Genomic DNA, 23677 nt, shown 5'->3' with positions numbered 1-23677 from the left:
GGGCCGCCGCACTCAGTCGGCCGCGGCCGGCACGAGCACCTCGCGGCTGCCGTTGATGCCCATCGACGACACGAGCCCGGCCGCTTCCATCTGCTCGACGAGGCGCGCGGCGCGGTTGTAGCCGATGCGCAACTGCCGCTGCACCGACGAGATCGATGCGCGCCGCGTGCGCACGACGAACGCGACCGCTTCGTCGTACAGCGGATCGGCCTCCGCGTCCGGCGCATCGCCGAACAGGTCCTGCGTCGCGCCGTCGGCGGCCGGGCCGTCGAGAATCCCTTCCTCGTACTGCGGCTCGCCGAACTGCTTCAGGTACTCGACGATCCGGTGCACTTCCTCGTCGGCGACGAACGCGCCGTGCACGCGCTGCGGATAACCGGTGCCCGGCGGCAGGAACAGCATGTCGCCCATCCCGAGCAGCGATTCGGCGCCCATTTGATCGAGAATCGTGCGCGAGTCGATCTTCGACGACACCTGGAACGCGACGCGCGTCGGGATGTTCGCCTTGATCAGACCGGTGATCACGTCGACGGACGGACGCTGCGTCGCGAGGATCAGATGGATGCCGGCCGCGCGCGCCTTCTGCGCGAGGCGCGCGATCAGCTCTTCGATCTTCTTGCCGGCGACCATCATCAGGTCGGCCAGCTCGTCGATCACGACGACGATCAGCGGCAGCGTCGACAGCGGTTCGGGGTCCTCGGGCGTCAGCGAGAACGGGTTGCCGATCTTCTTTTCCTTTGCCTGCGCATCGCGGATCTTCTGGTTGAAGCCCGCGAGATTGCGCACGCCGACGGCCGACATCAGCCGGTAGCGCTTCTCCATTTCTCCGACGCACCAGTTCAGTGCGTTCGCCGCGAGCTTCATGTCGGTGACGACCGGCGCGAGCAGGTGCGGGATGCCTTCGTAGACCGACAGCTCCAGCATCTTCGGGTCGATCATGATGAGCCGCACGTCCTCGGGCGTCGCCTTGTACAGCAGCGACAGGATCATCGCGTTGATCGCGACCGACTTGCCCGAGCCGGTGGTGCCCGCGACGAGCATGTGCGGCGCCTTCGCGAGATCGGTGACGACCGGATGGCCGGTGATGTCCTTGCCCATCGCGATCGTCAGCTGGGAGGCCGAGTGCTGGTACTGGCGCGACTCGATGATTTCCGACAGGCGGATCATCTGGCGCTTCGCGTTCGGCAGTTCGAGGCCCATGCAGGTCTTGCCGGGAATCGTCTCGACGACGCGGATCGACGTGAGGCCGAGGCCGCGCGACAGGTCCTTCATCAGCCCGACGATCTGGCTGCCGCGCACGCCGAGCGCGGGCTCGATCTCGAAGCGCGTGATGACCGGGCCGGCCGATGCGCCGACCACCGTCACCGGCACCTTGAATTCCTGCAGCCGCTGTTCGATTACCTGCGCGGTCTGCGCGAGGTGTTCGTCGGTGATCATTTCGATGTCGTCGGACGCGGGCTCGAGCAGGTCGAGCGTCGGCAGTTCGACGTTGAACGACGCGGGCGCGTGGAATTCGAACGCGTTCGGACGCGGCTGGATCGCGGGCGTGGCGGGGGCCGCAGCGGCGGTTGCGTCCGGGGCGGACGTCGCGGTGGCCGGTGCTGCGTCCGGCAGCGCAACCGGGGTCGTCGGTGCGGACGTGACCGCGGTCGGGGCCGACAGGTTCGCGCCGGGGATCGATGCCGCTGGTTGCAGCGGGGCGACGGTCGACGGAGCTGCCGATGCCGTGGAGAAGTTCGGTACGAACCCGCTTGCCGGCGACGCGGCCGTGGCGGGTGGGGACGCGAACGTCGTGGCCGCGAGTGCCGCAGGGGCGGATGCGATCGACGGGGGCTGTGTCGCTGCGGTTGCGCCGAAGGATGTCAGCGAGCCGGCTGGAGTGACGGGCGACGCTGCGACCGGTTGTGCCGGAGTCGCCGCGGCCGTGGTTGTGGCGGTCGGTGCGATTGCGCCGGAGTACGTTGCCGTCGAGTCGGACGCGGCCGGCTGCGATGCGGCAGCGTCGGTGGCGCCGAATGTGCGAAACGTGCCGAATGCGGTACCTGTCGATGAGGTTGCCGGATTGACTTGAAGCATCGAGGCGGGCGCGGAAGACGGTGCGGTGATCGCGCCCGGTACGACATGCACGGGCGTCGCCGCGGCGGTTGCCGACGCGGTCGAAGCGGAGGGCGAAGCCGATGTGCCGGCCGTCGACGGCGTCACGGCGAGTGTAACGGACGGGGCGGACGGGGCCGACGTCGAGGTGCGGGGGAGCGAGCCATAAGTCGTGCTCGCAACGTTCACCGGCGCGACAGATGCAGCGATCGGTGTCGAAGCCGCCGGTTGCGAAAGCGAAGCCGACGCACCGCCGGATACGCCGATCGGGGATGCCGGCACGACGGATGCGACGGTCGATATCGATGCGTTCGGTCGCGAAAGCGAAGCGGATACAGCGCCGGTCACATCATCCGAAGAAGACGTAGCGGTGACAGGCGCCATGCTCGATGCGGATGCAGGTGCTTGCGCGGTCGAATCTTGGGCGGCGCCTGCAAGCGGCGAAGCACCGGCAGCCGAAGCCGTTTGCACGGCGGCGAACGGTTGAGCCGTGACCGGCGATTTCGGCAGTTCCGCTGCGACGGCGGTATTCGTCGTGGCAGGTTGCGCGGTCGACGGCGTCCACGTCGATCCCGCTGGCGCGGCGTCCTGAGCGATTGCCGGCCGTTCCACCGTATCCGGCGTGGCGGCGCCCGATGCCGAGCCCGACGAAGCCGCTACCAGGGCTGCCGCAAACGGCCTGGTTTCGGCATGCGTGCGCGATGTCCTGTCGGCGCCCGCCGAAGAGGGAAGGGCTGCGAACGGCACGGTGTTTCCTGCCGGTTTCACGTCGGCGTGCGCTTCGGCGATGCCGTGCCGCTCACGGTCCAATATCGCGCGATCGATTGCGGGAGCCGGTTGCGCGTTGGACTGGTCGTCGTTATCGAGCGATGCAGGAGGGCGACTCACGACGCTGTCGTGAATCGAGTCGGGTTGCGCAGCGGCTGCATTGGCCGGTTCCGGTCCCGTCACGTCGATCGATGACCCGGCGACGGGGTTCCACGCGGATGCGTCGAATGCGGAAACCGGCTGGCTGGCGAGGTCGTCCCACGGCGCGAGGTCGACGGGCGCGTCGAACGACGGTGCGGACGTGAGATCCGATGCCGGCGCGGCAGCGGCATCGTCGATGTGCCGCATCTCGTCGTCGGCGCGATGCGGGAAAGCGGCATCGTCGACGACGGTATTCGACAGCGCATGCGGCGTGACGTCGTCGGACGCCACGGCGCCCGCATCGCCAACCGGTGCCGGGGCAACGGACGCTGGCGGCATGAACGCGTCGAGCACGATCGGTGCATTGTCGCCAACCGCCGGCGCTGCATCTTGCGCGGGCGGAACACGCGCGTCATGCGCCGCGAGGCCGAGGGTCGCGGACGCGATCCCGGTCGACACGGCCGCCGATACCGGCGCGGCACTGCCGGCTGCCGCCGCGGCCACACCGGCCGCGGTTGCGGAAGCGGCCGTTGCGTGTGCTGCGTCGGCCGACTGCGCACCGCCCAGCGTCGCCCATTGCGCGGTGCTGGCTTCGATCGAGCGCAGTGTGTCGTGCACGCTCGGCGCTGGCGTGATCGGTGCGGCGGGCTTTTCATTCCACGCATAGAGCGGCGCGCGCGCCGGCGTTTGCGGCGCCGGACGACGACGTGCGGCATCCGGCGGCAGGCCGGTCGAACCGGCACTCACGGCGGGGCGCACCGGCGCGCGTGGCGGCTGCGCGGCGGCCGGTCGCGGCGCGACGGTGGTGCGGGGCGGGGTCGGCTTCAACGCGGCGGTGGTCGGCCGCACGGCGGTCGGCCGCGGGCGGACGGGTTCGAATCCGGCGGGAAGCGGGGCCGGATCGGGGCGCGGGACTTGCGCGTTCGCTGCCGCGCGCGCGAGGCTGGCGGTGCTGCCGGTCGTCGGCGGCGGCATCGCGCTGGCCGGGGGAATCGGTGCGGGGGGCGTCGGCATGCGCTGCGGCGCGGTCGGCTTCAACCAGCCCGACGGCGCGACGGGTTCCACGTGGGGGCGCGGCGGCGTGCTGCTACGCGGCTTCGGCCGCGGCTGCGGGTCGGGTTTCCACAGGGTCGGACGCGAGTACCGGCCGTTCCGGCGCGGCGCCATCGAGTTGACGGTATGTGCGGTGGTCGGCTGGACGATGTCGTCGTCGCGATGCAGCGCGCTGCGCGGCAGGTCGGCGATGCCGCGCGCATCGTCGTCACCGCCGTCGCGCGACAGCTTGACGCCGAACGACGTGTCGACCCACGCGGCGAACTGCCGCCAGCCGATGCCGGTCAGCCAGGGCAGGCCGGCGAAGAACAGCACGACCATGGCGACCGGCGTGCCGATCGGGCCGAGCACGCGGGCGAAGCCTGCCGAGAACGCATGGCCGAGCGCGTTCGTGTCGGGGCCCGACAGCGGGCTCGTGAGCGTGCAACTCGCGACGAACACGGCGGCGAAGCCGAGCCACAGGCGGATCGAGCCGCGGCCGGCGAGCCCGCCGCCGCCGGGCAGCATCGCCTGCACGAGACGCCAGAAGAGAAGGAGGAACCAGACGGCGGAGATGCCGAACCAGCCGAAGACAACCGTGTGCATGCTTTGAAACAGGAGTGGGGAGGGGCGCGCGGGGCGCGACCCGCCGAGTTTAACCGGCCGGCGAACAAGACTCTAACGCGGCGTGCATCCGATTCACGCCGCGCGACGCGTGTGCGCGGTACACGCGCGTGGCGCGCTGCGCGAAGGCGGTCGGTCGGCCTTCGCGCGCGCGTTGCATCAGGGGCTCCGGTGCGTGAAGGTCAGCGTCGCGCCGGAAGCGGTCACGATCTGCAACTGCTTCGGCTCGCGCATCTGCACGCCGGTCTTGTCGATGTGTGCGAGTGCGTCGAGGTAAGCGGCTTCGAGCTGGCCGCCGAGCGTATTCGGGCAGGCCATCCGCGTGCCGGCGAGCGGCCCGAAGCTCAGCAGGCCGTTCTTGATCGCGTAGGTGCCCATGTAGCGGTTGCAGCCCGAGAACCCGCTGGCGCGCCGGACGCCCGAATCGGTCGACAGCGCGAGCTTGATCGGCTCGCCGTTGTCGCCGTGCGGGATTGCGCGCTGCGTGCCGTCGGCGTTCAGCCAGCTGGTGAGTTCCCAGCTCGTGTCGTCGAGCAGCTGGACGGCGGCCGGGTTGTACGGGTCGGGCGCGGGGGCGGCGGAATCGGGGTGGGTCGGCATCGCGCAGGCGGCGAGAAGCGTGGCAAGCGTCAGCGCGCTGAGCGGCGCGCGCAGCGGGCGAAGCAGGCCGGTGCGTGCGCGTGCGGCCGCGAACAGGTGGGACATGAGCCTCGTTCCTCATCGGATTCTGATCAAGGCGTAAGAGTAACGCACCCGCCCCGCGGCAGGCGAGCCGACACTTCGTGCGTGAAAACGTTCGCAGGCCGCTCGCGGGCGGCCTGCGGCCGCGCGCCGGTGCGGGCAAACGCGTCAAACCGGGGTCGTCGCGCGTGTTAACATCGAAGCCGTTTTCGTCCTCCACCAGAAGCGGGTAATCACATGCAGATCGGTCAGCGGCTCGGTACGCCGCTCTCACCTTCGGCCACGCGCGTCATGCTGCTCGGCGCCGGCGAACTCGGCAAGGAAGTCATCATTGCGTTGCAGCGGCTCGGCGTCGAAGTCGTCGCGGTCGACCGCTATCCGGACGCACCGGGCCATCAGGTCGCGCACCGCGCGCACGTGATCGACATGACGGACGCCGCCGCGCTGCGCGCGCTCGTCGAGGCCGAACGGCCGCACCTGATCGTGCCCGAGATCGAGGCGATCGCGACCGACGCGCTCGCGGCGATCGAGGCGGCCGGTCTTGCCGAGGTGATCCCGACCGCACGCGCGACGCAGCTCACGATGAACCGCGAAGGGATTCGCCGGCTGGCAGCCGAGGAGCTCGGCCTGCCGACGTCGCCGTATGCGTTCGCGGATTCGTTCGACGCGTTTAGCGCGGCCGTCGCGAAGATCGGCATGCCGTGCGTCGTGAAGCCCGTGATGTCGTCGTCGGGCAAGGGGCAGTCGGTCGTGAAGACCGAAGCCGACGTGAAGCCGGCGTGGGACTACGCGATGGCGGGCGGCCGTGTGAACCACGGCCGCGTGATCGTCGAGGGCTTCGTCGATTTCGACTACGAGATCACGCAGCTCACCGTGCGTGCGATCGATCCGGCGACGAATGCCACGCGCACCTATTTCTGCGAGCCGGTCGGCCACGTGCAGGTCGCGGGCGACTACGTCGAGTCGTGGCAGCCGCAGCCGATGAGTGCGGCGGCGCTCGAGAAGTCGCGCGAAATCGCGCACAAGGTTACCGAGGCGCTCGGCGGGCGCGGATTGTTCGGCGTCGAGCTGTTCGTGCGCGGCGACGACGTGTGGTTTTCCGAGGTGAGCCCGCGGCCGCACGATACGGGGCTCGTCACGCTCGCGTCGCAGCGCCAGTCGGAATTCGAGCTGCACGCCCGCGCGATTCTCGGGCTGCCGGTCGATCCGGCGCTCGGTACGCCGGCCGCGTCGGCCGTGATCTACGGCGGGCTCGACGAGCGCGGGATCGCGTTCGAAGGCGTGCGCGACGCGCTCGCGGTGCCGGGCGCCGACCTGCGCCTGTTCGGCAAGCCGGAAAGTTTCGCGAAGCGGCGCATGGGCGTCGCGCTGGCGACCGGCGCGACCGTCGACGAAGCCCGTGAACGCGCGCGGCGCGCCGCGGCGGCCGTCCGGCCCGTGTCGGCGCGCTGACCTCACCAGGATCTGGAGAAAACGATGGCGCCGATCTGGCTGCGTATCGGAAAGCTGGGCGCCGCGCTGGCGCTTGTCGCGAGTCTCGCGGGTTGCGGCCTCGCGGCCGCACCGTGCCGGGTGGCCTCGGCCGGGCTCAAGATCGTGCCGCTCGTCGGCCATGTCGCGGCCGCGCCGACGGACGCGTGTGCCGACGTCATCGATCCGTGAGCGCGACACCCGCGCGATCGCCAACAATAACGAATTGCGCGCCCCGCGAGGGCGCGTTTCCACCCGTCTCGTGAGAGGACCCGCATGATTCGCCAAACCCTTGCCGCGCTCGCGTTTGCCGGCACCGCCGTTTCCGTCGCGCATGCCGCGCAACTGACCGTCGAAGAGATCGACGCCGATTCGCGCCAGTTCACCGTCTACCAGTGCGCGAACCAGAAGCAGCCCGTGCGGGTGTCGTACTGGCTCGCGGGCAATGGCCAGAGCTTCGCGCTCGTGCCGGTCAACGGGAAGCAGATGCTGTTCGTCGATACGGTGTCGGCGTCGGGCGCGCGCTACCAGGCCGGCCGCTATACGTGGTGGACGAAGGGCAAGGAGGCGACGCTGCGCGACGAGATCGCCGACCAGAATTCGCCGCCGCTGCTGGGCGATTGCGTCCAGGTCGAGAAGAAAAAGAAGAAGGGCTGAGCGTCTGGCGGGAACGGGTCCGCCGGGGGCGGTGAACGGCTCCCGGCCCTGTCCGCGCGACGCGCGGGCGGGCAGCAAGCGGGCAGTCCCGGGATCGAACCCCTGAAATTTCCCACCAGCCGATCGGCATAGTCCGACCGGGCCGTCCGCCGGTCGCGCGGGCCTGCCCGGGCCCGCCGCGCGAACCGCCGTTGCGTCCGTTCGCGGCGTTGTCACGGACAGATGGCCGTGCAGTGCTACAATACGGCCCTTTCCGCCGGCATTCGCGCCGAACGGAGTCCGCACGGCCTGGCGTCCAGCGTTCGCATTGAACCGGTCCCAAGCGCCAGAGCGGCGCCGCGCGGCGTGCCGCGGCTCCGTCTATTTCCGAATTGTGATGAGCGCAGGCCCGGCCGGCCTGACGCACGATGTCCCCGCCGCGCCTTTTGAGCGAAACGCCACCATGTCCGATTCTGTCGCCCAGCCCGTCGACGCAACCTTCGATCAATTCGGCCTTGCCGCCGATATCCTGAAAGCCATTGCGGAGCAGGGTTATACGACGCCGACGCCGATCCAGGCGCAGGCCATTCCGGTCGTGCTCGCCGGCCGCGACGTCATGGGCGCCGCGCAAACGGGCACCGGCAAGACCGCGAGCTTCTCGCTGCCGATCATCCAGCGCCTGCTGCCGCAGGCCAACACGAGCGCGTCACCGGCGCGCCACCCGGTGCGTGCGCTGATTCTCACGCCGACCCGCGAACTCGCCGACCAGGTCGCCGCGAATGTGCACGCGTATGCGAAGCACACGCCGCTGCGCAGCGCGGTCGTGTTCGGCGGCGTCGACATGAACCCGCAGATGGCCGAACTGCGCCGCGGCGTCGAGATCCTGATCGCGACGCCCGGCCGCCTGCTCGACCACGTGCAGCAGAAGACCGCGAATCTCGGCCAGGTCCAGATCCTCGTGCTCGACGAAGCCGACCGGATGCTCGACATGGGCTTCCTGCCCGATCTGCAGCGCATCCTGAACCTGCTGCCGAAGGAGCGTCAGACGCTGCTGTTCTCGGCCACTTTCTCCGGCGAAATCAAGAAGCTCGCGTCGACGTACCTGCGCAACCCGCAGACGATCGAAGTCGCACGCAGCAACTCGACGAACGCGAACGTCACGCAGATCGTCTACGACGTCGCCGAAGGCGACAAGCACGCAGCCGTCGTGCAGTTGCTGCGCGATCGCGGGCTCAAGCAGGTGATCGTGTTCTGCAACAGCAAGATCGGCGCAAGCCGGCTGGCGCGCAATCTCGAGCGCGACGGTGTGGTCGCGTCGGCGATTCACGGCGACAAGACGCAGCTCGAGCGGATGCAGGCGCTCGACGCGTTCAAGCGCGGCGAGATCGAGGCGCTGGTCGCGACCGACGTGGCCGCGCGCGGCCTCGACATCGCCGAGCTGCCGGCCGTGATCAACTTCGATCTGCCGTTCAGCGCGGAAGACTACGTGCACCGGATCGGCCGTACCGGCCGCGCGGGGGCGACGGGCGACGCGCTGTCGCTGTGCAGCCCGAACGAGCGCAAGCAGCTCGCCGATATCGAGAAGCTGATCAAGCGTCCGCTCGAAATGCAGACGCTTACGCTCGACAAGCCGGCGCGCGCCCGTCACGACGAGCGCGGCGGCGATCGCAACGGCGAGCGCGGTGGCGAACGCGGCGGCCGCCGCGATCGCGACGAACATCGCGGTGCGTCGGGGCGCCGGTCGGGCGGCTCCGAGCGCGGCCATCACCGTCGCCACGAAGCGCCGGTCGACGATTTCTTCCTGAAGCCGTACGAGCCGTCGGCGGCGGCGAAGCAGCAGGACGACGCGCAGCCTGCGCAGCAGCCCGAGAAGAAGGGGCCGAAGCGTCAGGTCGCCGCGCTGCTCGGCGGGTTCGGGATGCCGCGCAAGCCGTCGGCATAAGCCCGGCGGACGTGACGGTGCGGCGCGCGAGCGCTGCAGGAAAAACGGGTGCATGCGACGAGCGTGCGCCCGTTTTTCATTGGGGTCGCGACGGGATGGGGAATAGGGTCGTGAGCGACGCAGGCGGCACTCGGCCGCTGCCCGCCCGCCGGCCGATCGCCGCACAATCCGCTCGCTGCGGGCGTTAGCCGGCCTGAGGGCCGTAACGCGCTGCCCACGCGGCCGTTGCGGCTGCGTAGAACGCATCGAGCGTCGTGGCGGCGGGTGCGCCGTCAGGCGCGAGGCCCAGATGCGCGGCAGCGGCGTGCAGCGCCGGCAGCGGATCGTCGCGTTCGAGCGCGGTCGCGCCCGTCTGCTTGCTGAGCTTTTCGCCGTTTTCGTCGACGACGACGGGCACATGCAGGTATTGCGGCGTCGGCACGCCGAGGCAGTGCTGCAGGTGGATCTGGCGCGCGGTGGAGTCGAGCAGGTCGGCGCCGCGCACGACATGCGTGACGCGTGCGTCGGCATCGTCGACGACGACCGCGAGCTGATATGCCCATTGCCCGTCCGCGCGTTTGAGCACGAAATCGCCGACTTCGGTCGCGAGATTCTGCGATTGCGTGTGCTGCCAACGGTCGTCGAACGTGACGATCGCGTCGTCGCCGTCCGGCACGCGCAGCCGCCACGCGCGCGCGGGCTTGCCGTGCAGGCCGGTGCGGCAGGTGCCCGGGTACGCGAGCGTCGTGTGGCGCTCGTGCGCGGCGCGCAGCGAATCGGCGATTTCCTTGCGCGTGCAGCCGCACGGATAGACGAGGCCGGCCGCGACGAGCCGATCCAGCGCGCACGTATAGGCCGCATCGCGCGTGCTTTGCCAGACGGGCGGCTCGTCGGGCGTCATGCCGAAATGGGCAAGCGTCGCGAGGATGTCGTCGGCCGCGCCGGGCACCGTGCGCGGACCGTCGAGATCCTCGATGCGCACGAGCCATGTGCCGCCGTGCGCACGCGCATCGAGCCAGCTCGCGAGCGCGCCGACCAGCGAGCCGAAATGCAGCGGGCCGGTGGGCGACGGCGCGAAGCGGCCGCGGTAGGCGGTCATCGGGGCGCGGGCAACGCGCGCTTACGCGGCGCTGGCTGCCGGTACGCAGGCCGGGCACGACTTGCCGGGCACGTAGCTCGGCGACTGTTGCGCTTCCGGCGTGACGACCGCGCGGCACGCGAAACACGTGACGTTTTCGGTGGGCTGGAGTTGCGGGTTCAGCGCGGTGCGGTAGTCGAACACGAAGCAGTCGCCGTGATAGTGCGCGCCGCCGACTTCCTCGAAATACTTCAGGATCCCGCCTTCGAGCTGGTACACGTTCTCGATGCCGATTTCCTTCATGTGGATCGCGGCTTTCTCGCAGCGGATGCCGCCCGTGCAGAACGACACGACCGTCTTGCCTTCGAGGTCGGCGCGGTTCGCGTCGATCACGTCCGGGAATTCGCTGAACTTGTCGATCCGGTAGTCGAGCGCGTCGTCGAACGTGCCGACGTCCACCTCGAACGCGTTGCGCGTGTCGAGCATCACGACCGGGCGGCCCGCGTCGTCGTGGCCGCGGTCGAGCCACGTCTTCAGCGTGCGTGCGTCGACGAACGGCGCGCGGCCGAGCTCCGGCTTGATCGCCGGCTTCTTCATCGTGATGATCTCGCGCTTCAGGCGCACGAGCATGCGGCGGAACGGCTGCGAGTCGGACAGGCTTTCCTTGAACTGCAGCGACGCGAACTTGCCTTCGAACAGCGGATCGTGGCGGATGTACGCGATGAACGCGTCGGCGGCGTCGCGCGTGCCCGCGACGAACAGGTTGATGCCTTCCGGCGCGAGCAGGATCGTGCCGCGCAGGCCGAGTTCGTTGCAGCGGGCGGTGACGAGCGGGCGCCATTGCTCGATCGCGTCGAGCGACACGAAGTGGTAGGCGGCGAGGTTGACGATGGTCATGATGGTCCGACGGGAAAACGACCGCACGGCGGCCCGCAAAAAAGGGTGCGAAGCCGGGGCGTTGATTCGAAAAACCGTATTATCCCGCAAACGGCGCCCAGGCCGGCACCCGGCCATTCGGCCGGTCGCGCGACGTGCGGTCGCGCCCATCGGCCGAATGGCCAGCGCGGGGATTTTTTGGGCAGCCTGCGCGGCGGGGCGGCTACAATAGCGCCCATGTCAGATCCTCGCTTCGTCCATCTTCGCGTTCACTCCGAATTCTCGATTGCCGACGGCATCGTGCGCATTGACGACATCGTCAAGGCGGCGGCCGCAGACGGTCAGGGTGCGCTCGCGCTCACCGATCTCGGCAACGCATTCGGCCTCGTCCGTTTCTACCAGGAAGCCCGCGGCAAGGGCGTCAAGCCGATCGCCGGCTGCGACGTCTGGATCGCCAATCCCGACGACCGCGACAAGCCGTCGCGGCTGCTGCTGCTTGTCAAGGACAAGGTCGGCTACCTGAATCTCTGCGAGCTGCTGTCGAAGGCGTGGCTCACGAACCAGTACCGCGGCCGTGCGGAACTCGATGCGAGCTGGCTCGAAGGCGAGCTTGCGCAGGGGCTGCTCGCGCTGTCGGGCGCGCAACAGGGCGACATCGGGCTTGCGCTGGCCGCGGGCAACGAAGAAGCCGCGCGCCGGCACGCCGAGCGCTGGGCGAAGGTGTTCCCGGGCGGTTTCTACATCGAGCTGCAGCGTTATGGCCAGCCGGGCGCCGAGGCGTACATCCAGCAGGCCGCGACGCTCGCCGCGGCGCTGAAGCTGCCGGTCGTCGCGACGCATCCGACGCAGTTCATGACTGGCGACGATTTCACCGCGCACGAGGCGCGCGTGTGTATCTCGGAAGGCGACATCCTCGCGAACCCGCGGCGCCAGAAGCGCTTCACGACCGATCAGTATTTCCGCACGCAGGACGACATGGTCGCGCTGTTCGCCGACCTGCCGTCGGCGATCGCGAACACGGTCGAAATCGCGAAACGCTGCAACCTGAAGCTCGAGCTCGGCAAGCCGAAACTGCCGCTGTTCCCGACGCCGGACGGCATGTCGCTCGACGACTACCTGGTCCAGCTGTCGAAGGAAGGGCTCGAGACCCGGCTCGTGCAGCTGTATCCGGTCGAGGCGGAGCGCGACGCGCAGCGCGAAACGTACTACAAGCGCCTCGAATTCGAGTGCGGGACCATCACGAAGATGGGGTTCCCGGGCTACTTCCTGATCGTCGCGGACTTCATCAACTGGGCGAAGAACAACGGCGTGCCGGTCGGCCCGGGCCGCGGTTCGGGCGCCGGTTCGCTGGTCGCATACGCGCTCGGCATCACCGATCTGGATCCGCTGCGCTACAACCTGCTGTTCGAGCGCTTCCTGAACCCGGAACGCGTGTCGATGCCCGACTTCGACATCGACTTCTGCCAGCACGGCCGCGACCGCGTGATCCAGTACGTGAAGGAGAAGTACGGCGCGGACGCCGTGTCGCAGATCGCCACGTTCGGCACGATGGCCGCGAAGGCGGCCGTGCGCGACATCGGCCGCGTGCTCGACCTCGGCTACATGTTCACCGACGGCGTCGCGAAGCTGATCCCGTTCAAGCCGGGCAAGCACGTGACGATCGCCGACGCGATGAAGGAGGAGCCGCAGCTTCAGGAGCGCTACGACCACGAGGACGAAGTGCATCAGTTGCTCGACCTCGCGCAGCGCGTCGAGGGCCTCACGCGTAACGTCGGGATGCACGCGGGCGGCGTGCTGATCGCGCCGGGCAAGCTGACCGATTTCTGCCCGCTGTACACGCAGGGCGACGACGGCGGCGTGGTCAGCCAGTACGACAAGGACGACGTCGAAGCCGTCGGCCTCGTGAAGTTCGACTTTCTGGGTCTGACGACGCTGACGATCCTCGACTGGGCCGAGCGCTTCATCCGCCGCCTCGATCCGTCGAAGGCCGACTGGTCGCTCGCGCAGGTGCCGCTCGACGATCCCGCGTCGTTCCAGATTCTGAAGAAGGCCAACACGGTCGCGGTGTTCCAGCTGGAAAGCCGCGGGATGCAGGGCATGCTGAAGGATGCGCAGCCCGACCGCTTCGAGGACATCATCGCGCTCGTGTCGTTGTATCGTCCGGGCCCGATGGATCTGATTCCGAGCTTCTGCGCGCGGAAGCACGGCCGCGAGAAGGTCGAGTATCCGGATCCGCGCGTCGAACCCGTCCTGAAAGAGACCTACGGCATCATGGTCTATCAGGAGCAGGTGATGCAGATGGCGCAGATCATCGGCGGCTACTCGCTCGGCGGCGCGGACTTGCTGCGTCGCGCGATGGGCAAGAAGAAGCCCGAGGAGATGGTCAAGCACCGTGAGATCTTCGCCGAGGGTGCGGCGAAGAACGGCCTCACGCGCGAGAAGTCGGACGAGATCTTCGACCTGATGGAGAAGTTCGCGGGCTACGGCTTCAACAAGTCGCACGCGGCCGCCTATGCGCTGCTCGCGTATTACACCGCGTGGCTGAAGGCGCATCATCCGGCCGAATTCATGGCGGCCAACATGACGCTCGCGATGGACGACACCGACAAGGTGAAAATCCTGTTCGACGATTGCGTCATGAACAATCTCACCGTGCTGCCGCCGGACATCAACCAGTCGCATTACCGCTTCGAGCCGGTTGCCGAAGCCGACGGCAAGCGCTCGCGCACGATCCGCTACGGCCTCGGCGCGGTGAAGGGCAGCGGCCAGAATGCGATCGAGGAAATCCTGCGTGCGCGCGAGGAGAAGGCGTTCACCGACCTGTTCGACTTCTGTGAGCGGATCGACCGGCGCGTCGTCAACCGCCGCACGGTCGAGGCGCTGATCCGCGCCGGCGCATTCGATTCGCTGAATCCGAACCGCGCGCAGTTGATCGCGTCGGTGCCGCTGGCGATGGAAGCGGCCGACCAGGCCGAGGCGAACGCGATGCAGGCCGGCCTGTTCGACATGGGCGCCGAGTCGCCGCACGCGCATGCGCTCGTCGACGAGCCCGCGTGGGACGACAAGCGCCGCCTGCAGGAAGAAAAGGGCGCGCTCGGCTTCTACCTGTCCGGCCACCTGTTCGACGCGTATCGCGACGAAGTGCGCCGCTTCGTGCGGCAGAAGCTCGGCGACCTGAAGGAAGGGCGCGACAAGCTCGTGGCGGGCATCATCGCGTCGCTGCGTACGCAGATGACCCAGCGCGGCAAGATGCTGATCGCGCTGCTCGACGATGGCACGGGCCAGTGTGAAATCACGATCTTCAACGAGCAGTTCGAGGCCAACAAGGCGCTGTTCAAGGAAGACGAGTTGCTGATCGTGCAGGGGCAGGCACGCAACGATGCGTTCACGGGCGGCATCCGCTTCACAGCCGATACCGTGATGGATCTCGAACGCGCGCGCAGCCGCTATGCGCAGGCGGTGCGGCTGACGATGAACGGCAACGCCGACGCGGCCGTGTTGCGCCGCGTGCTCGAGTCGCACGTGTCGAAGGACGATCCGGCGGCTGCGAACATGGTCGAAGCACCCGCGCCGCGCGGCGGCGGGCGCGACGGCGGTCGCCGCCCGCAGGCGCCTCTGCCGAACGGGCTCGCGGTCCAGGTGCTCTACAGCAACGCGCGGGCACAAGGTGAAATGCGTCTCGGCGACGCGTGGCGCGTGAAGCCGAGCGACGTGCTGCTCGCGGAGCTGCGCGCGGCGTTCGACGGCAGCGTCGTCGAAATCACGTACTGAGCGCGCCCGCACCGGACGGCTGTCGCGCCATGCGGCCCGTCGCATCGCCATCGTGCGGTGCGACGGGCCTTTTTTCATCTTCTCGCCAAGCGGGTCTTGGGCGGGTCATCGGGACGCTATACAATCCGGCGCTGGCCGCACGCACGCGGTGTCGATCGTCTTTTCCGGGCGGGCGGCGCCCGGATCGCGCACATGAACGGGGGCGTATCCGTGCGGCGAGCGGCGACATGCGACAGGGCCGGCCCGGAACCGGATAGTGAGGAATGGCCCGTCGCGACGATAAAAAACTGACAGTCACCACACGACCATGGCCAATGGGAACCCGACGCAGCGGATCCTCGTGATCCGGATTGATTTTCTGGGCGACATGCTTTGCACGACGGCGTTTCTCGGCGCGCTGAAGGCGCGCTGGCCCGACGCGGAGCTGCATGTGGTCGCGAACCGCTACAACGCGGCCGCGCTGGCCGGAAACCCCGACGTGGACGTGATCCACACCTACGTGTACAGCCGCCAATGCGAGCGCAACGACCGTCCCGGGCGGATGCGCGCATTTTTCGACCGGGCACGGCTCGTGCGCCGCCTGCGTCGCCTGCGGTTCGACCTCGTGGTCGTGCCGAACGGCGGCATGCATCGCAGCAGCATACAGTTCGCGCGTCAGATCGGCGCGAAGGACTGCCGCTGGCACGATGCCGAGACCGAATTCGACGATCGCAAGCCCGAGCACGTCGCGCGGCGACCGATGTGCCACGAGGCGCTGTCAGGTTTCCGGCTCGTGCCCGAACTCGGCCGCGCCGATCTCGACCGCCTCGCGTTGTCGGTTCATCCGGACCGTTCGCTGCAGGACGCGTGGTATCGGCTGCTCGGCGCGCGCACGAAGCCGCGCGTCGGCTTGTTCGTGACGAACAAGGCGGCCGAGCGACGCTGGCCGATGGACCGCTGGCGCGACCTCGCCGAGCGGCTTGTGCCGCGCGCCGACGTCATCGTGTTCCGCGATCCGGCCATCGGCCATGCCCCCGAGGACGACGCGTGGCGCGACGTGAGCGCGCGTCATGTGGCGCCGTCGTCGGTCGCCGAGCTGGTCGCTGCCGCGAGCCTGCTCGATGCGATCGTCTCGGCCGACAGCGCCCCCGTGCATCTCGCGTCGGCGCTCGGCGTGCCGGTCGCCGCGCTGTTCGAGGACCGTCCCGAGAAATACCTGCGCTGGCATCCGATCGGTGTGCCGCACGTGATCCTGCGCGCCGGCGCGACCGTCGACGCGATCGGAGTCGATGCGGTCGAGCGGGCGGTGCGTCACCTGCTGCCGCAGGCCATCCGTCGCGACGAGCCGCTGACCGACGCGGCGCGTACGCGGCCGGCTGCCGCTGCGCCCGCGGTCATGACAGTCGCTTCCTAATTTCACGGGCGTCGCAGGCATTGCGTACCGCACCGGCTGGGTACCTGCACCTGCACTGGGGGCGACCGGTGACCGGTAATTTGTGAGCGGCGCACGGCGCATCGTGCACGGGGGGAGAGGAAGGGGGGACGGCGACGGAAAACCGGAAACCGATGCCCCCGCGCCCAGGGCCACATCAGTCCACCCGCACGGCCGACTCGCGATGCCGCGCCGGTTGCTGCAAAATCCTGTAAATTGCCAGCCTTGTTCAGCCAGCCGGATACCCCCATCGTCGTGGCCCTGTTTTCTTCCGCCCGCCCGCCCAAAACCATTCTCGTCGCCGCGCCGCGCCGTATCGGCGACGTGCTGCTGACGACACCGCTCGTCCGTTCGCTGAAGGCCCGCTGGCCGGATGCACAGATCGACATGCTGGTGTTTCGCGGTACCGAGGGCGTGCTCGAGCACAATCCGGACGTGCGGCGCGTGATCGTCGTCGCGCAACGTGCGGGATTCCGCGAGCGGCTGCGCGACGCGCTGTCGATGTGGCGCCGCTATGATCTCGCGTGCGCGGCGCTGAGCTCCGACCGGCCGCGTTTCTACAGCTGGTTTGCGGGCCGCAAGCGGGTCGGCCTCGTCGATCCGAACCGCGTGACATGGCTCACGCGAATGATGCTCAACGGCATCGCGATCAATCACCACGAATCCGCGCATACGGTCGTCAGCACGCTCGCGCTCGCTCCCGTGATCGGCATCGAGCCGGTGTCCGAGGTCGTCGCGCCCGGCATCGGCGACGATCCGGCGCGACGCGCGCGCTTCGACGCGTGGCTCGCCGAGTCGCCGGCGATCCGCGACGGCAGGCCGCTGGTCGTCCTGCATCCGTATCCGATGTTCCGTTACAAGCAATGGCGGCTCGACGGCTGGGTCGAAATGATCGGCTGGCTGCGCGGGCACGGCTTCGCGGTCGCGCTGTCGGGCGGGCCGGCCGACAGCGAGCGCGAGTATGCGGAGCAGATCGCGGCCGAAGCGGGCGGCGACGTGCTGAACCTGGTCGGTCGCCTGACGTTCGGCGAAAGTGCGGAACTCGTGCGGCGCGCGCGCCTCTTCATCGGGCCCGACACCGGCGCGACACACGTCGCGGCCGCGACCGGCACCGACACGATCGCGCTGTTCGGGCCGTCCGATCCCGTGCGCTGGGGGCCGTGGCCGCAGCACTGGCCGGCCACCGAGAATCCGTGGCCGCTGCGCGGCTCGGGGCGTCACGGGAACGTCTGGTTGTTGCAGGGGGAGGGCGATTGCGTGCCGTGCCGGCACGAAGGCTGCGAGCGCAAGGTCGACAGCCGCAGCGACTGCCTCGTCAATCTCGGTGCGCAGCGCGTGAAAGCCGCGGCGGCCGAGATGCTCGGACTGAATCCGCAGGGGCCGGCCGAAGCCGTCGTCGATACGTCGCGACTGCATCGCACCGGCTCGGCCTGACGCGCGGCAACCGCGCGTTTTCGGCAGGCGGGGCGCGGCGGGCGCCGCGACGAGCCACCCGTTTCCGTCGAAGCGCGTGCGGTCCGCAGCGGCTGAAGGCGACCGCCGGCGGAGCACAGACCGTGGCGTGTTATGCGCTGCGGCGGATCGCAGACGTCTCGCGCGGCAGTGCTTCGGAGCGTGCGCCGCAGCCGAGCAGGATGCCGGCCAGCAGCACGATCAGGTGCCCTTCGGCGAAATCGAGCAGCAGGGAGTTCGCGAGACTGCCGATCGCAAAGATCGCGAGCCAGCCGAGCAGCAGGTGCCGCGAGCGCGGATCGAGCGCGCGGCTGCCGCGCACGATCTGCACGATCAGATTGACGAACAGCGCGAGGCCCAGCGTGCCGAGTTGCACGGCCATCAGCAGATATTCGTTGTGCGGGTTCGACGTGAGCTGGCCTTCGGCTGCCGTCTTGCCGGCCGTCAGCTTCTCGAACTCCGACTCGAGGCCGCCCGCACCGTAACCGATCAGCGGGCGCTGGCGATACAGCTCGAGCCCCTTCTTGTACCACTCGAGGCGCAGGCCGGTGGACGTGACCGCATCGCTCTGCCGATATTGCTGCACTTCCGATACGACCTTCACGAGCCGGCCGTTGTGGACCGTGCATGCGGCGACCACGAGTGCGATGCCGGCCAGCGCGAATGCGCCGGCGGCGAGCCCCGCGCGCAGGGCCGACTGGCGGCGCAGCAGCAGCACGAAACGCACCGCGACGACGAGGATCAGCAGCAGCGCGATGACCTGCCCGGTGCGTCCCTGCAGCATCACGAACACGTTGACGAGCGACCACGCGGCGACGCCCGCATACGCGGCGCGCGACAGCGCCGTGCGGGCCGCGAGCGCAAGGTCGGCCGCCTGGTAGAACAGCAGCGCGCCGAACATGCCGGCGGCGATGTGGTTCTTGAACACCCAGGCGCGCGACAGCGGCAGCTCGGTGGCGTGCGCGGGCCCGATCGCGGTCAGGCCGAGATAATTGGTGGTCGACAGCAGCAGGATCACGCACAGCGTGCCGAACCAGCAACGCCGCACGATCGGCGCCCAGTTCGAATGACGGAACGCGAGCATGGCGAACGGCAGCAGCAGCAGCTTGTCGTACTTGGCGACCCAGTTCCACGCCTTGTTGTGCGGCGCGACCGTATAGGCGAGGCTCGCGGCCAGCGCGGCCAGGATCAGCAGCGCCGCGAGCGAAGCCTGGTCGGTGACGAACGAGCGCAGGTCGCGCCAGAATTCGGGGGAAATCACGAGCGCGGCGGCGAACAGCCCGCAGAACACGTTGGTCAGCGCGGTCGAGACGGGCACCATGCAGAGTGCGGCGACGGCAAAGGCACGGGCGGCGGTCAGGCGCCGCGAGGCGGGAGCGGAAAACGAAAGCATCGGAACCTGTCGAATGAACGAATGCGGCTTGCGGACAGCGTGCTGCGCGCCGCGCGCCCCGGCGGTAGATCCGGGACGAACGGCGCAGAGTATACGCGAAGCAGGGGGCGTTTCCGTGCGGTTTTCGGGGTCCGATCAGCTGAATGCGCGCTTGATCCGCGAGCGCAACAGGGCACGCTTGAGACGACCTTCTACAACCGGCGTGTCGAGCGCGATCTGCGTACCGACCGGTTCGCCGCGATGCAGGTAGTAGCGGTCGAACGTCGCCTGGGTCATGCCCCATTTGTTCAGGAACTGGCGGCGGCCGTCGTTCTTGACGATCTTGCCCGTGCTCTTCTGCTGGAAGTGGTAGACGAGGCTATCGCCGACGCCGACGAAGATCCGGCAGCCGGCATCCCAGAATTTCATCGAGAAGTCGTTGTCGCTGCTCATGCCGGGCGACAGTTCGCTGCTGTAGCCGCCGATCCGGTTCCACCAGTCGCGGTGCACGAGCGTCGGCGGCCAGGTCGAGCCGAGCCAGTCCGCGCGCACGAGCTTCGGAGCCGCCGCGACGAGGCCAGCCGCGTCGAACTGCTCGGCGTCGCGGCCGAAATTGCTGACCACGACGCACGGGTTACGCGTGTCGACCGGCTCGACCATCGTGCCCGACAGCATGAAGAGGTTGGTCGGCATCTGTTCGATGCGGCGTACGAGCGCCGTGTCCCAGCCGGGGCAGCAGAACATGTCGTCGTTCATGTAGACGACGTAGTCGCGCGTGGCGCGCGCGGCGGCCCAATTCACCGCGTGGCAGATGCCGATGTTGGTCGGCGACGCGGTGTGTTCGATGCCTTCGCTGCGCACCCAGTCAAGCGTGCCGTCCGAGCCGTCGTTTACGTGCACGATGATCTGGTGGTCGTACGCGGAGTGGCGGTGCAGGCTGTCGACGACGAGCTTGAGGTACGGCAGGTTGTTCCAGGTCGGAATGATGATGGAGAACATGGCGGTCGGATTCGGTGGTCGTCGTGGCGGGCGGCGCGCGGCGCCGCCGGTCGGGCGGGCTCGCGCGGCGCGGGCAGCCCGGCATTGTAACGCCGGGCCGGCCGTGTGCCGGGCGCTGGCTCAGCGCGCCCGTTCGTGGCCGAGCTTCAGGAAACGGTAGTACACGGTTTCCGCGTTGAACACGGCGATCATGAAGCCCGCGCGACCGTCGAGGAAGCCGCGCCGCAGCAGGTAGGTGCGCACGAACGCCCACGCGCCGCGCGCGAGCGCCTTGCCGAAGCCGCCGCGCTGGCCGGCCGCGCGCCGCTGGCGCGCGCCGGCCGTCGAATACGCGTCGAGCTTGCGCACGACCGTTTCGAAATCCTCGTACGAATAGTGCATCAGCTTGCCGGACAGGCGCTGCGCGGCGCCGTCGAACACGAGGCGCTCGTGCACGAGGTCGTCCGAGAAGCGCGCGGCGCCGCGCCGGAACAGGCGCGGGATCCAGTCCGGATACCAGCCGCTGTGATGAATCCACTGGCCGCAGAAGCTGGACAGCCGGTCGACCGCATAAACCTGCGCGGCCGGCGTGCGGATCGTGTCGCGGATCGATTGCGCGAGTTCCGGGGTAACGACTTCGTCGGTATCGACGGACAGGATCCAGTCGGTGTCGAGTGCGTCGAGCGCGCGGTTCTTCTGCGGGCCGAAGCCCGGCCAGTCGTGCTCGACGATCACGCGCGCGCCGTGCGCCTGCGCGATCGCGACGGTATCGTCGGTGCTGCCGCCGTCGATGACGACGACGTCGTCGGCGAACGACAGCGCGTCAAGGCACTGCGCGAGCCGCGCGGACGCGTTGAGGGCGATGAGGGCGACGCCGAGGGTGGGTTCAGCCATGAAATCGTCGGAAAGGCGGAGAAAACGGTGAGCGGCAGTATACCCGCGGCCCGGCCGCCGCCTGCGCCGGTCATGACCGTGCCGGCGGGGGCGGTGCGGCTATAATGTTGAGCCCTTTTCGGCACCCGCCCGACAGGGGCGCAATCCCGGGCGGCCATGCCCGGGCGCCGCTTCGCGGCTCAAGAAGGATCGCCTTGGAAACCCAGAACACTCTTCGCAAACCGATGGACGGCACGGGCACCTCGCCGGTCACGGTCCTCAAGCGCCTGTGGCCGTACATCCGGCCGTTGATCGGCATCGTCGTGCTCGCCGTGATGACGATGGGCGTCGTCGCGGCCACCGAGGCCGGTATCCCGGCGCTGCTCAAGCCGCTTCTCGATCACGGCTTCGGCGCGCACGGCAGCGACCGCGCGAAATGGTACGTGCCGATCGCGGTGATCGGCCTCGCGCTCGTGCGCGGCGTGTCGCAGTACGCATCCAATTACCTGCTCAACTATGTGTCGAACCGCATCCTGCTGCAACTGCGGCTCGAGATGTTCCAGCGGATGATCCATACGGGCGCGTCGTTCTTTCAGCGCGAAACCGCGAGCACGGTGATCAACGCGATCGTGTTCGAGGTCAACCAGATCCTGTCGGTGCTGACGGGCGTGATGGTCACGCTCGTGCGCGATTCGCTGACGGTGATCTTCCTGCTCGGCTACCTGTTCTACCTGAACTGGCGGCTCACGCTGATCGTCGCGGTGATCCTGCCGGGCATCGGCTGGCTCGTCAGCAAGATCAACCGCCGCCTGCGCCGCCTGAACCGCGAACACCAGACGCTGACCAACGAGCTGTCGTATATCGTCGAGGAGACGGTCGGTGGCTACAAGGTCGTCAAGGTGCACAACGGCGAAGCGTACGAGACCGACCGCTTCACGCAGATGAGCAAGCGCCTGCGCGGCTATGCGATGCGCATGACGATTTCCGGCGGCCTCGCGCAGCCGCTCACGCAGTTCCTCGCGTCGATCGCGCTTGCGGTCGTGATCACGATCGCGGTCGTGCAGTCGTCGAACGACCAGACGACGGTTGGCGGTTTCGTCGCGTTCGTCACGTCGATGCTGCTGGTGATCTCGCCGCTCAAGCACCTGATCGACGTCAACCAGCCGCTGCAGCGCGGGATGACGGCCGCCGAGCTGATCTTCGGGCTGATCGACGAACCGGCCGAGCCGCAGGGCGGCGGCCGGCTGCTGCCGCATGCGCGCGGCGAGATCGAGTTCCGCAACGTGTCGTTCGACTACGGCGCGGCCGAACGGCCGACGCTCGACCGGATCTCGTTCAAGGTCGCGCCGGGTGAAATGATCGCGCTCGCCGGCCCGTCCGGCAGCGGCAAGACGACGCTCGTGAACCTGCTGCCGCGCTTTTTCGACCCGACGGGCGGCGCGATCCTGGTCGACGGCGTGCCGGTTGCCGACTACGATCTCCATGCGCTGCGCAGCCAGATGGCGATGGTCAGCCAGGACGTCGTGCTGTTCAACGATACGATTGCCGCGAACGTCGCGTACGGCCAGACGCCCGACCGCGCACGCGTGCAGGCCGCGCTCGAGGCCGCGAACCTCGCCGATGCGGTCGCCGCGATGCCCGACGGGCTCGACACACTCGTCGGCGGCAACGGGATGCGGTTGTCCGGCGGCCAGCGCCAGCGGCTCGCGATCGCGCGCGCGATCTACAAGGACGCGCCGATCCTGATCCTCGACGAAGCGACGTCGGCGCTCGATTCGGAATCGGAACGCCACGTGCAGGCCGCGCTCGAACGGCTGATGGAAGGCCGCACGACGCTCGTGATCGCGCACCGGCTGTCGACGATCGAGCGTGCGGACCGCATCCTCGTGCTCGAGGCCGGCAAGATCGTCGAAGAGGGCAGTCACGACGAATTGCTGCGCCACGGCGGCCTCTACGCGCACCTGCACCGGATCCAGTACCAGCAGCAGGCGGCGTAACGCGGGGGCATCTGCGCGGTGATGTGGCCGCGCGATGCCGTGTGCTAGTCTTCATCGGGTAGTTCAGGTGGTTTCGTTCGACGTGACAACACGGAGGGAAGGCACGATGAAGAAGATGCACGGGATGATACTGGCCGCGCTGATCGCGGCGGGTTTCGCCGCGCCGGCCGCGATGGCGCAGGATCACGACAACCACGATGACCACGGCGGCCGCGGCATGCAGCGCGGCCACGGCCCGAAACACATGCCGCCCGGCCAGATGCGTCATGAGGATGACGTACCCCCGCGCTGGGCCGACCAGCCGCGCCGCGAGTGGCACAGAGGCGACCGGCTTCCGCCCGAATTCCGCGATCGCCAGTACGTGATCGACGACTGGCGCGGCTATCACCTGAGCCCGCCGCCGCGCGGCTATCAATGGGTCGGCGTCGGCGGCGATCACCTGCTGGTGCAGATCGGTTCCGGCATCGTGCTGCGGATCGGCGACTGACCCGGCCGATCGCCC

16 protein-coding genes are annotated in these 23677 nt (G+C 68.8%); 9 read left to right on the top strand and 7 right to left on the bottom strand.

Features of this window, described 5'->3' with window-relative positions:
• Positions 1-12: 12 nt before the first annotated feature.
• Both HWX08_RS34490 and HWX08_RS30165 read right to left on the bottom strand, forming a co-directional pair.
• Positions 13-4641 (bottom strand): FtsK/SpoIIIE family DNA translocase, encoded by a 4629-nt coding sequence (locus HWX08_RS34490; protein ID WP_244122795.1) that lies wholly within the window; start codon positions 4639-4641, stop codon positions 13-15.
• 177 nt (positions 4642-4818) lie between these two features.
• Positions 4819-5364, bottom strand: coding sequence for an META domain-containing protein (locus HWX08_RS30165; RefSeq protein WP_069257245.1), 546 nt, complete (start codon positions 5362-5364; stop codon positions 4819-4821).
• A 213-nt stretch (positions 5365-5577) separates the two neighbouring features.
• On the opposite strand from HWX08_RS30165, the gene purT reads away from it, so the two are divergent.
• The 4 genes from purT to HWX08_RS30145 all read left to right on the top strand — a co-directional run bounded on the left by purT (position 5578) and on the right by HWX08_RS30145 (position 9388).
• A complete protein-coding gene (gene purT, locus HWX08_RS30160) occupies positions 5578-6792 on the top strand; it encodes a formate-dependent phosphoribosylglycinamide formyltransferase (RefSeq protein ID WP_069257244.1) in 1215 nt (404 codons plus the stop codon).
• Positions 6793-6816: 24 nt separating this feature from the next.
• On the top strand, positions 6817-7002 hold the full coding sequence (locus HWX08_RS30155; protein WP_069257243.1) for a DUF6726 family protein: 186 nt from the start codon (positions 6817-6819) through the stop codon (positions 7000-7002).
• 84 nt (positions 7003-7086) lie between these two features.
• The gene (locus HWX08_RS30150; RefSeq protein ID WP_174921184.1) at positions 7087-7467 is read left to right on the top strand and encodes an MliC family protein; all 381 of its coding nucleotides are present in this window, start codon (positions 7087-7089) and stop codon (positions 7465-7467) included.
• A 442-nt stretch (positions 7468-7909) separates the two neighbouring features.
• Positions 7910-9388, top strand: a complete 1479-nt coding sequence (locus HWX08_RS30145) for a DEAD/DEAH box helicase (protein ID WP_481969489.1) — start codon at positions 7910-7912, stop codon at positions 9386-9388.
• Between the two features lie 184 nt (positions 9389-9572).
• On the opposite strand, the gene gluQRS is transcribed toward HWX08_RS30145, so the two are convergent.
• Both gluQRS and HWX08_RS30135 read right to left on the bottom strand, forming a co-directional pair.
• Positions 9573-10466: a tRNA glutamyl-Q(34) synthetase GluQRS gene (gene gluQRS / locus HWX08_RS30140; RefSeq protein WP_174921186.1), complete on the bottom strand. Its 894-nt coding sequence runs from the start codon at positions 10464-10466 to the stop codon at positions 9573-9575.
• Between the two features lie 21 nt (positions 10467-10487).
• Complete coding sequence (locus tag HWX08_RS30135) at positions 10488-11342, bottom strand: sulfurtransferase (RefSeq protein WP_069257239.1); 855 nt, start codon at positions 11340-11342, stop codon at positions 10488-10490.
• A gap of 216 nt (positions 11343-11558) precedes the next feature.
• Between HWX08_RS30135 and dnaE the strand changes: the two genes are divergently transcribed.
• From dnaE to HWX08_RS30120, 3 genes are all read left to right on the top strand, one after another.
• The gene (gene dnaE, locus HWX08_RS30130) at positions 11559-15092 is read left to right on the top strand and encodes a DNA polymerase III subunit alpha (protein WP_174921187.1); all 3534 of its coding nucleotides are present in this window, start codon (positions 11559-11561) and stop codon (positions 15090-15092) included.
• 307 nt (positions 15093-15399) lie between these two features.
• Positions 15400-16485, top strand: a complete 1086-nt coding sequence (locus tag HWX08_RS30125) for a glycosyltransferase family 9 protein (RefSeq protein ID WP_174921188.1) — start codon at positions 15400-15402, stop codon at positions 16483-16485.
• Between the two features lie 273 nt (positions 16486-16758).
• Positions 16759-17937, top strand: a complete 1179-nt coding sequence (locus tag HWX08_RS30120; RefSeq protein ID WP_069258041.1) for a glycosyltransferase family 9 protein — start codon at positions 16759-16761, stop codon at positions 17935-17937.
• Positions 17938-18067: 130 nt separating this feature from the next.
• Here HWX08_RS30120 and HWX08_RS30115 read toward each other — a convergent pair whose 3' ends face one another.
• From HWX08_RS30115 to HWX08_RS30105, 3 genes are all read right to left on the bottom strand, one after another.
• On the bottom strand, positions 18068-19348 hold the full coding sequence (locus HWX08_RS30115; RefSeq protein WP_174921189.1) for an O-antigen ligase family protein: 1281 nt from the start codon (positions 19346-19348) through the stop codon (positions 18068-18070).
• A gap of 135 nt (positions 19349-19483) precedes the next feature.
• On the bottom strand, positions 19484-20326 hold the full coding sequence (locus tag HWX08_RS30110; protein ID WP_174921190.1) for a glycosyltransferase family 2 protein: 843 nt from the start codon (positions 20324-20326) through the stop codon (positions 19484-19486).
• Positions 20327-20446: 120 nt separating this feature from the next.
• A complete protein-coding gene (locus HWX08_RS30105; protein WP_174921191.1) occupies positions 20447-21199 on the bottom strand; it encodes a glycosyltransferase family 2 protein in 753 nt (250 codons plus the stop codon).
• Between the two features lie 224 nt (positions 21200-21423).
• On the opposite strand from HWX08_RS30105, the gene msbA reads away from it, so the two are divergent.
• Entirely contained in the window at positions 21424-23175 is a 1752-nt protein-coding gene (msbA, locus tag HWX08_RS30100; RefSeq protein ID WP_069257233.1) for a lipid A export permease/ATP-binding protein MsbA, read from the top strand.
• A gap of 106 nt (positions 23176-23281) precedes the next feature.
• Positions 23282-23662 carry an RcnB family protein gene (locus HWX08_RS30095; protein ID WP_174921192.1) on the top strand — a complete coding sequence of 127 codons (381 nt, stop codon included), beginning with the start codon at positions 23282-23284 and terminating at the stop codon, positions 23660-23662.
• Positions 23663-23677 lie beyond the last annotated feature (15 nt).

Origin of the sequence: Burkholderia metallica (genome assembly GCF_902832845.1) — a bacterium.
Lineage (GTDB): Bacteria > Pseudomonadota > Gammaproteobacteria > Burkholderiales > Burkholderiaceae > Burkholderia > Burkholderia metallica.
Note: the sequence above shows the minus strand (reverse complement) of the source record. Positions and strands in the feature narration are given on the sequence as shown.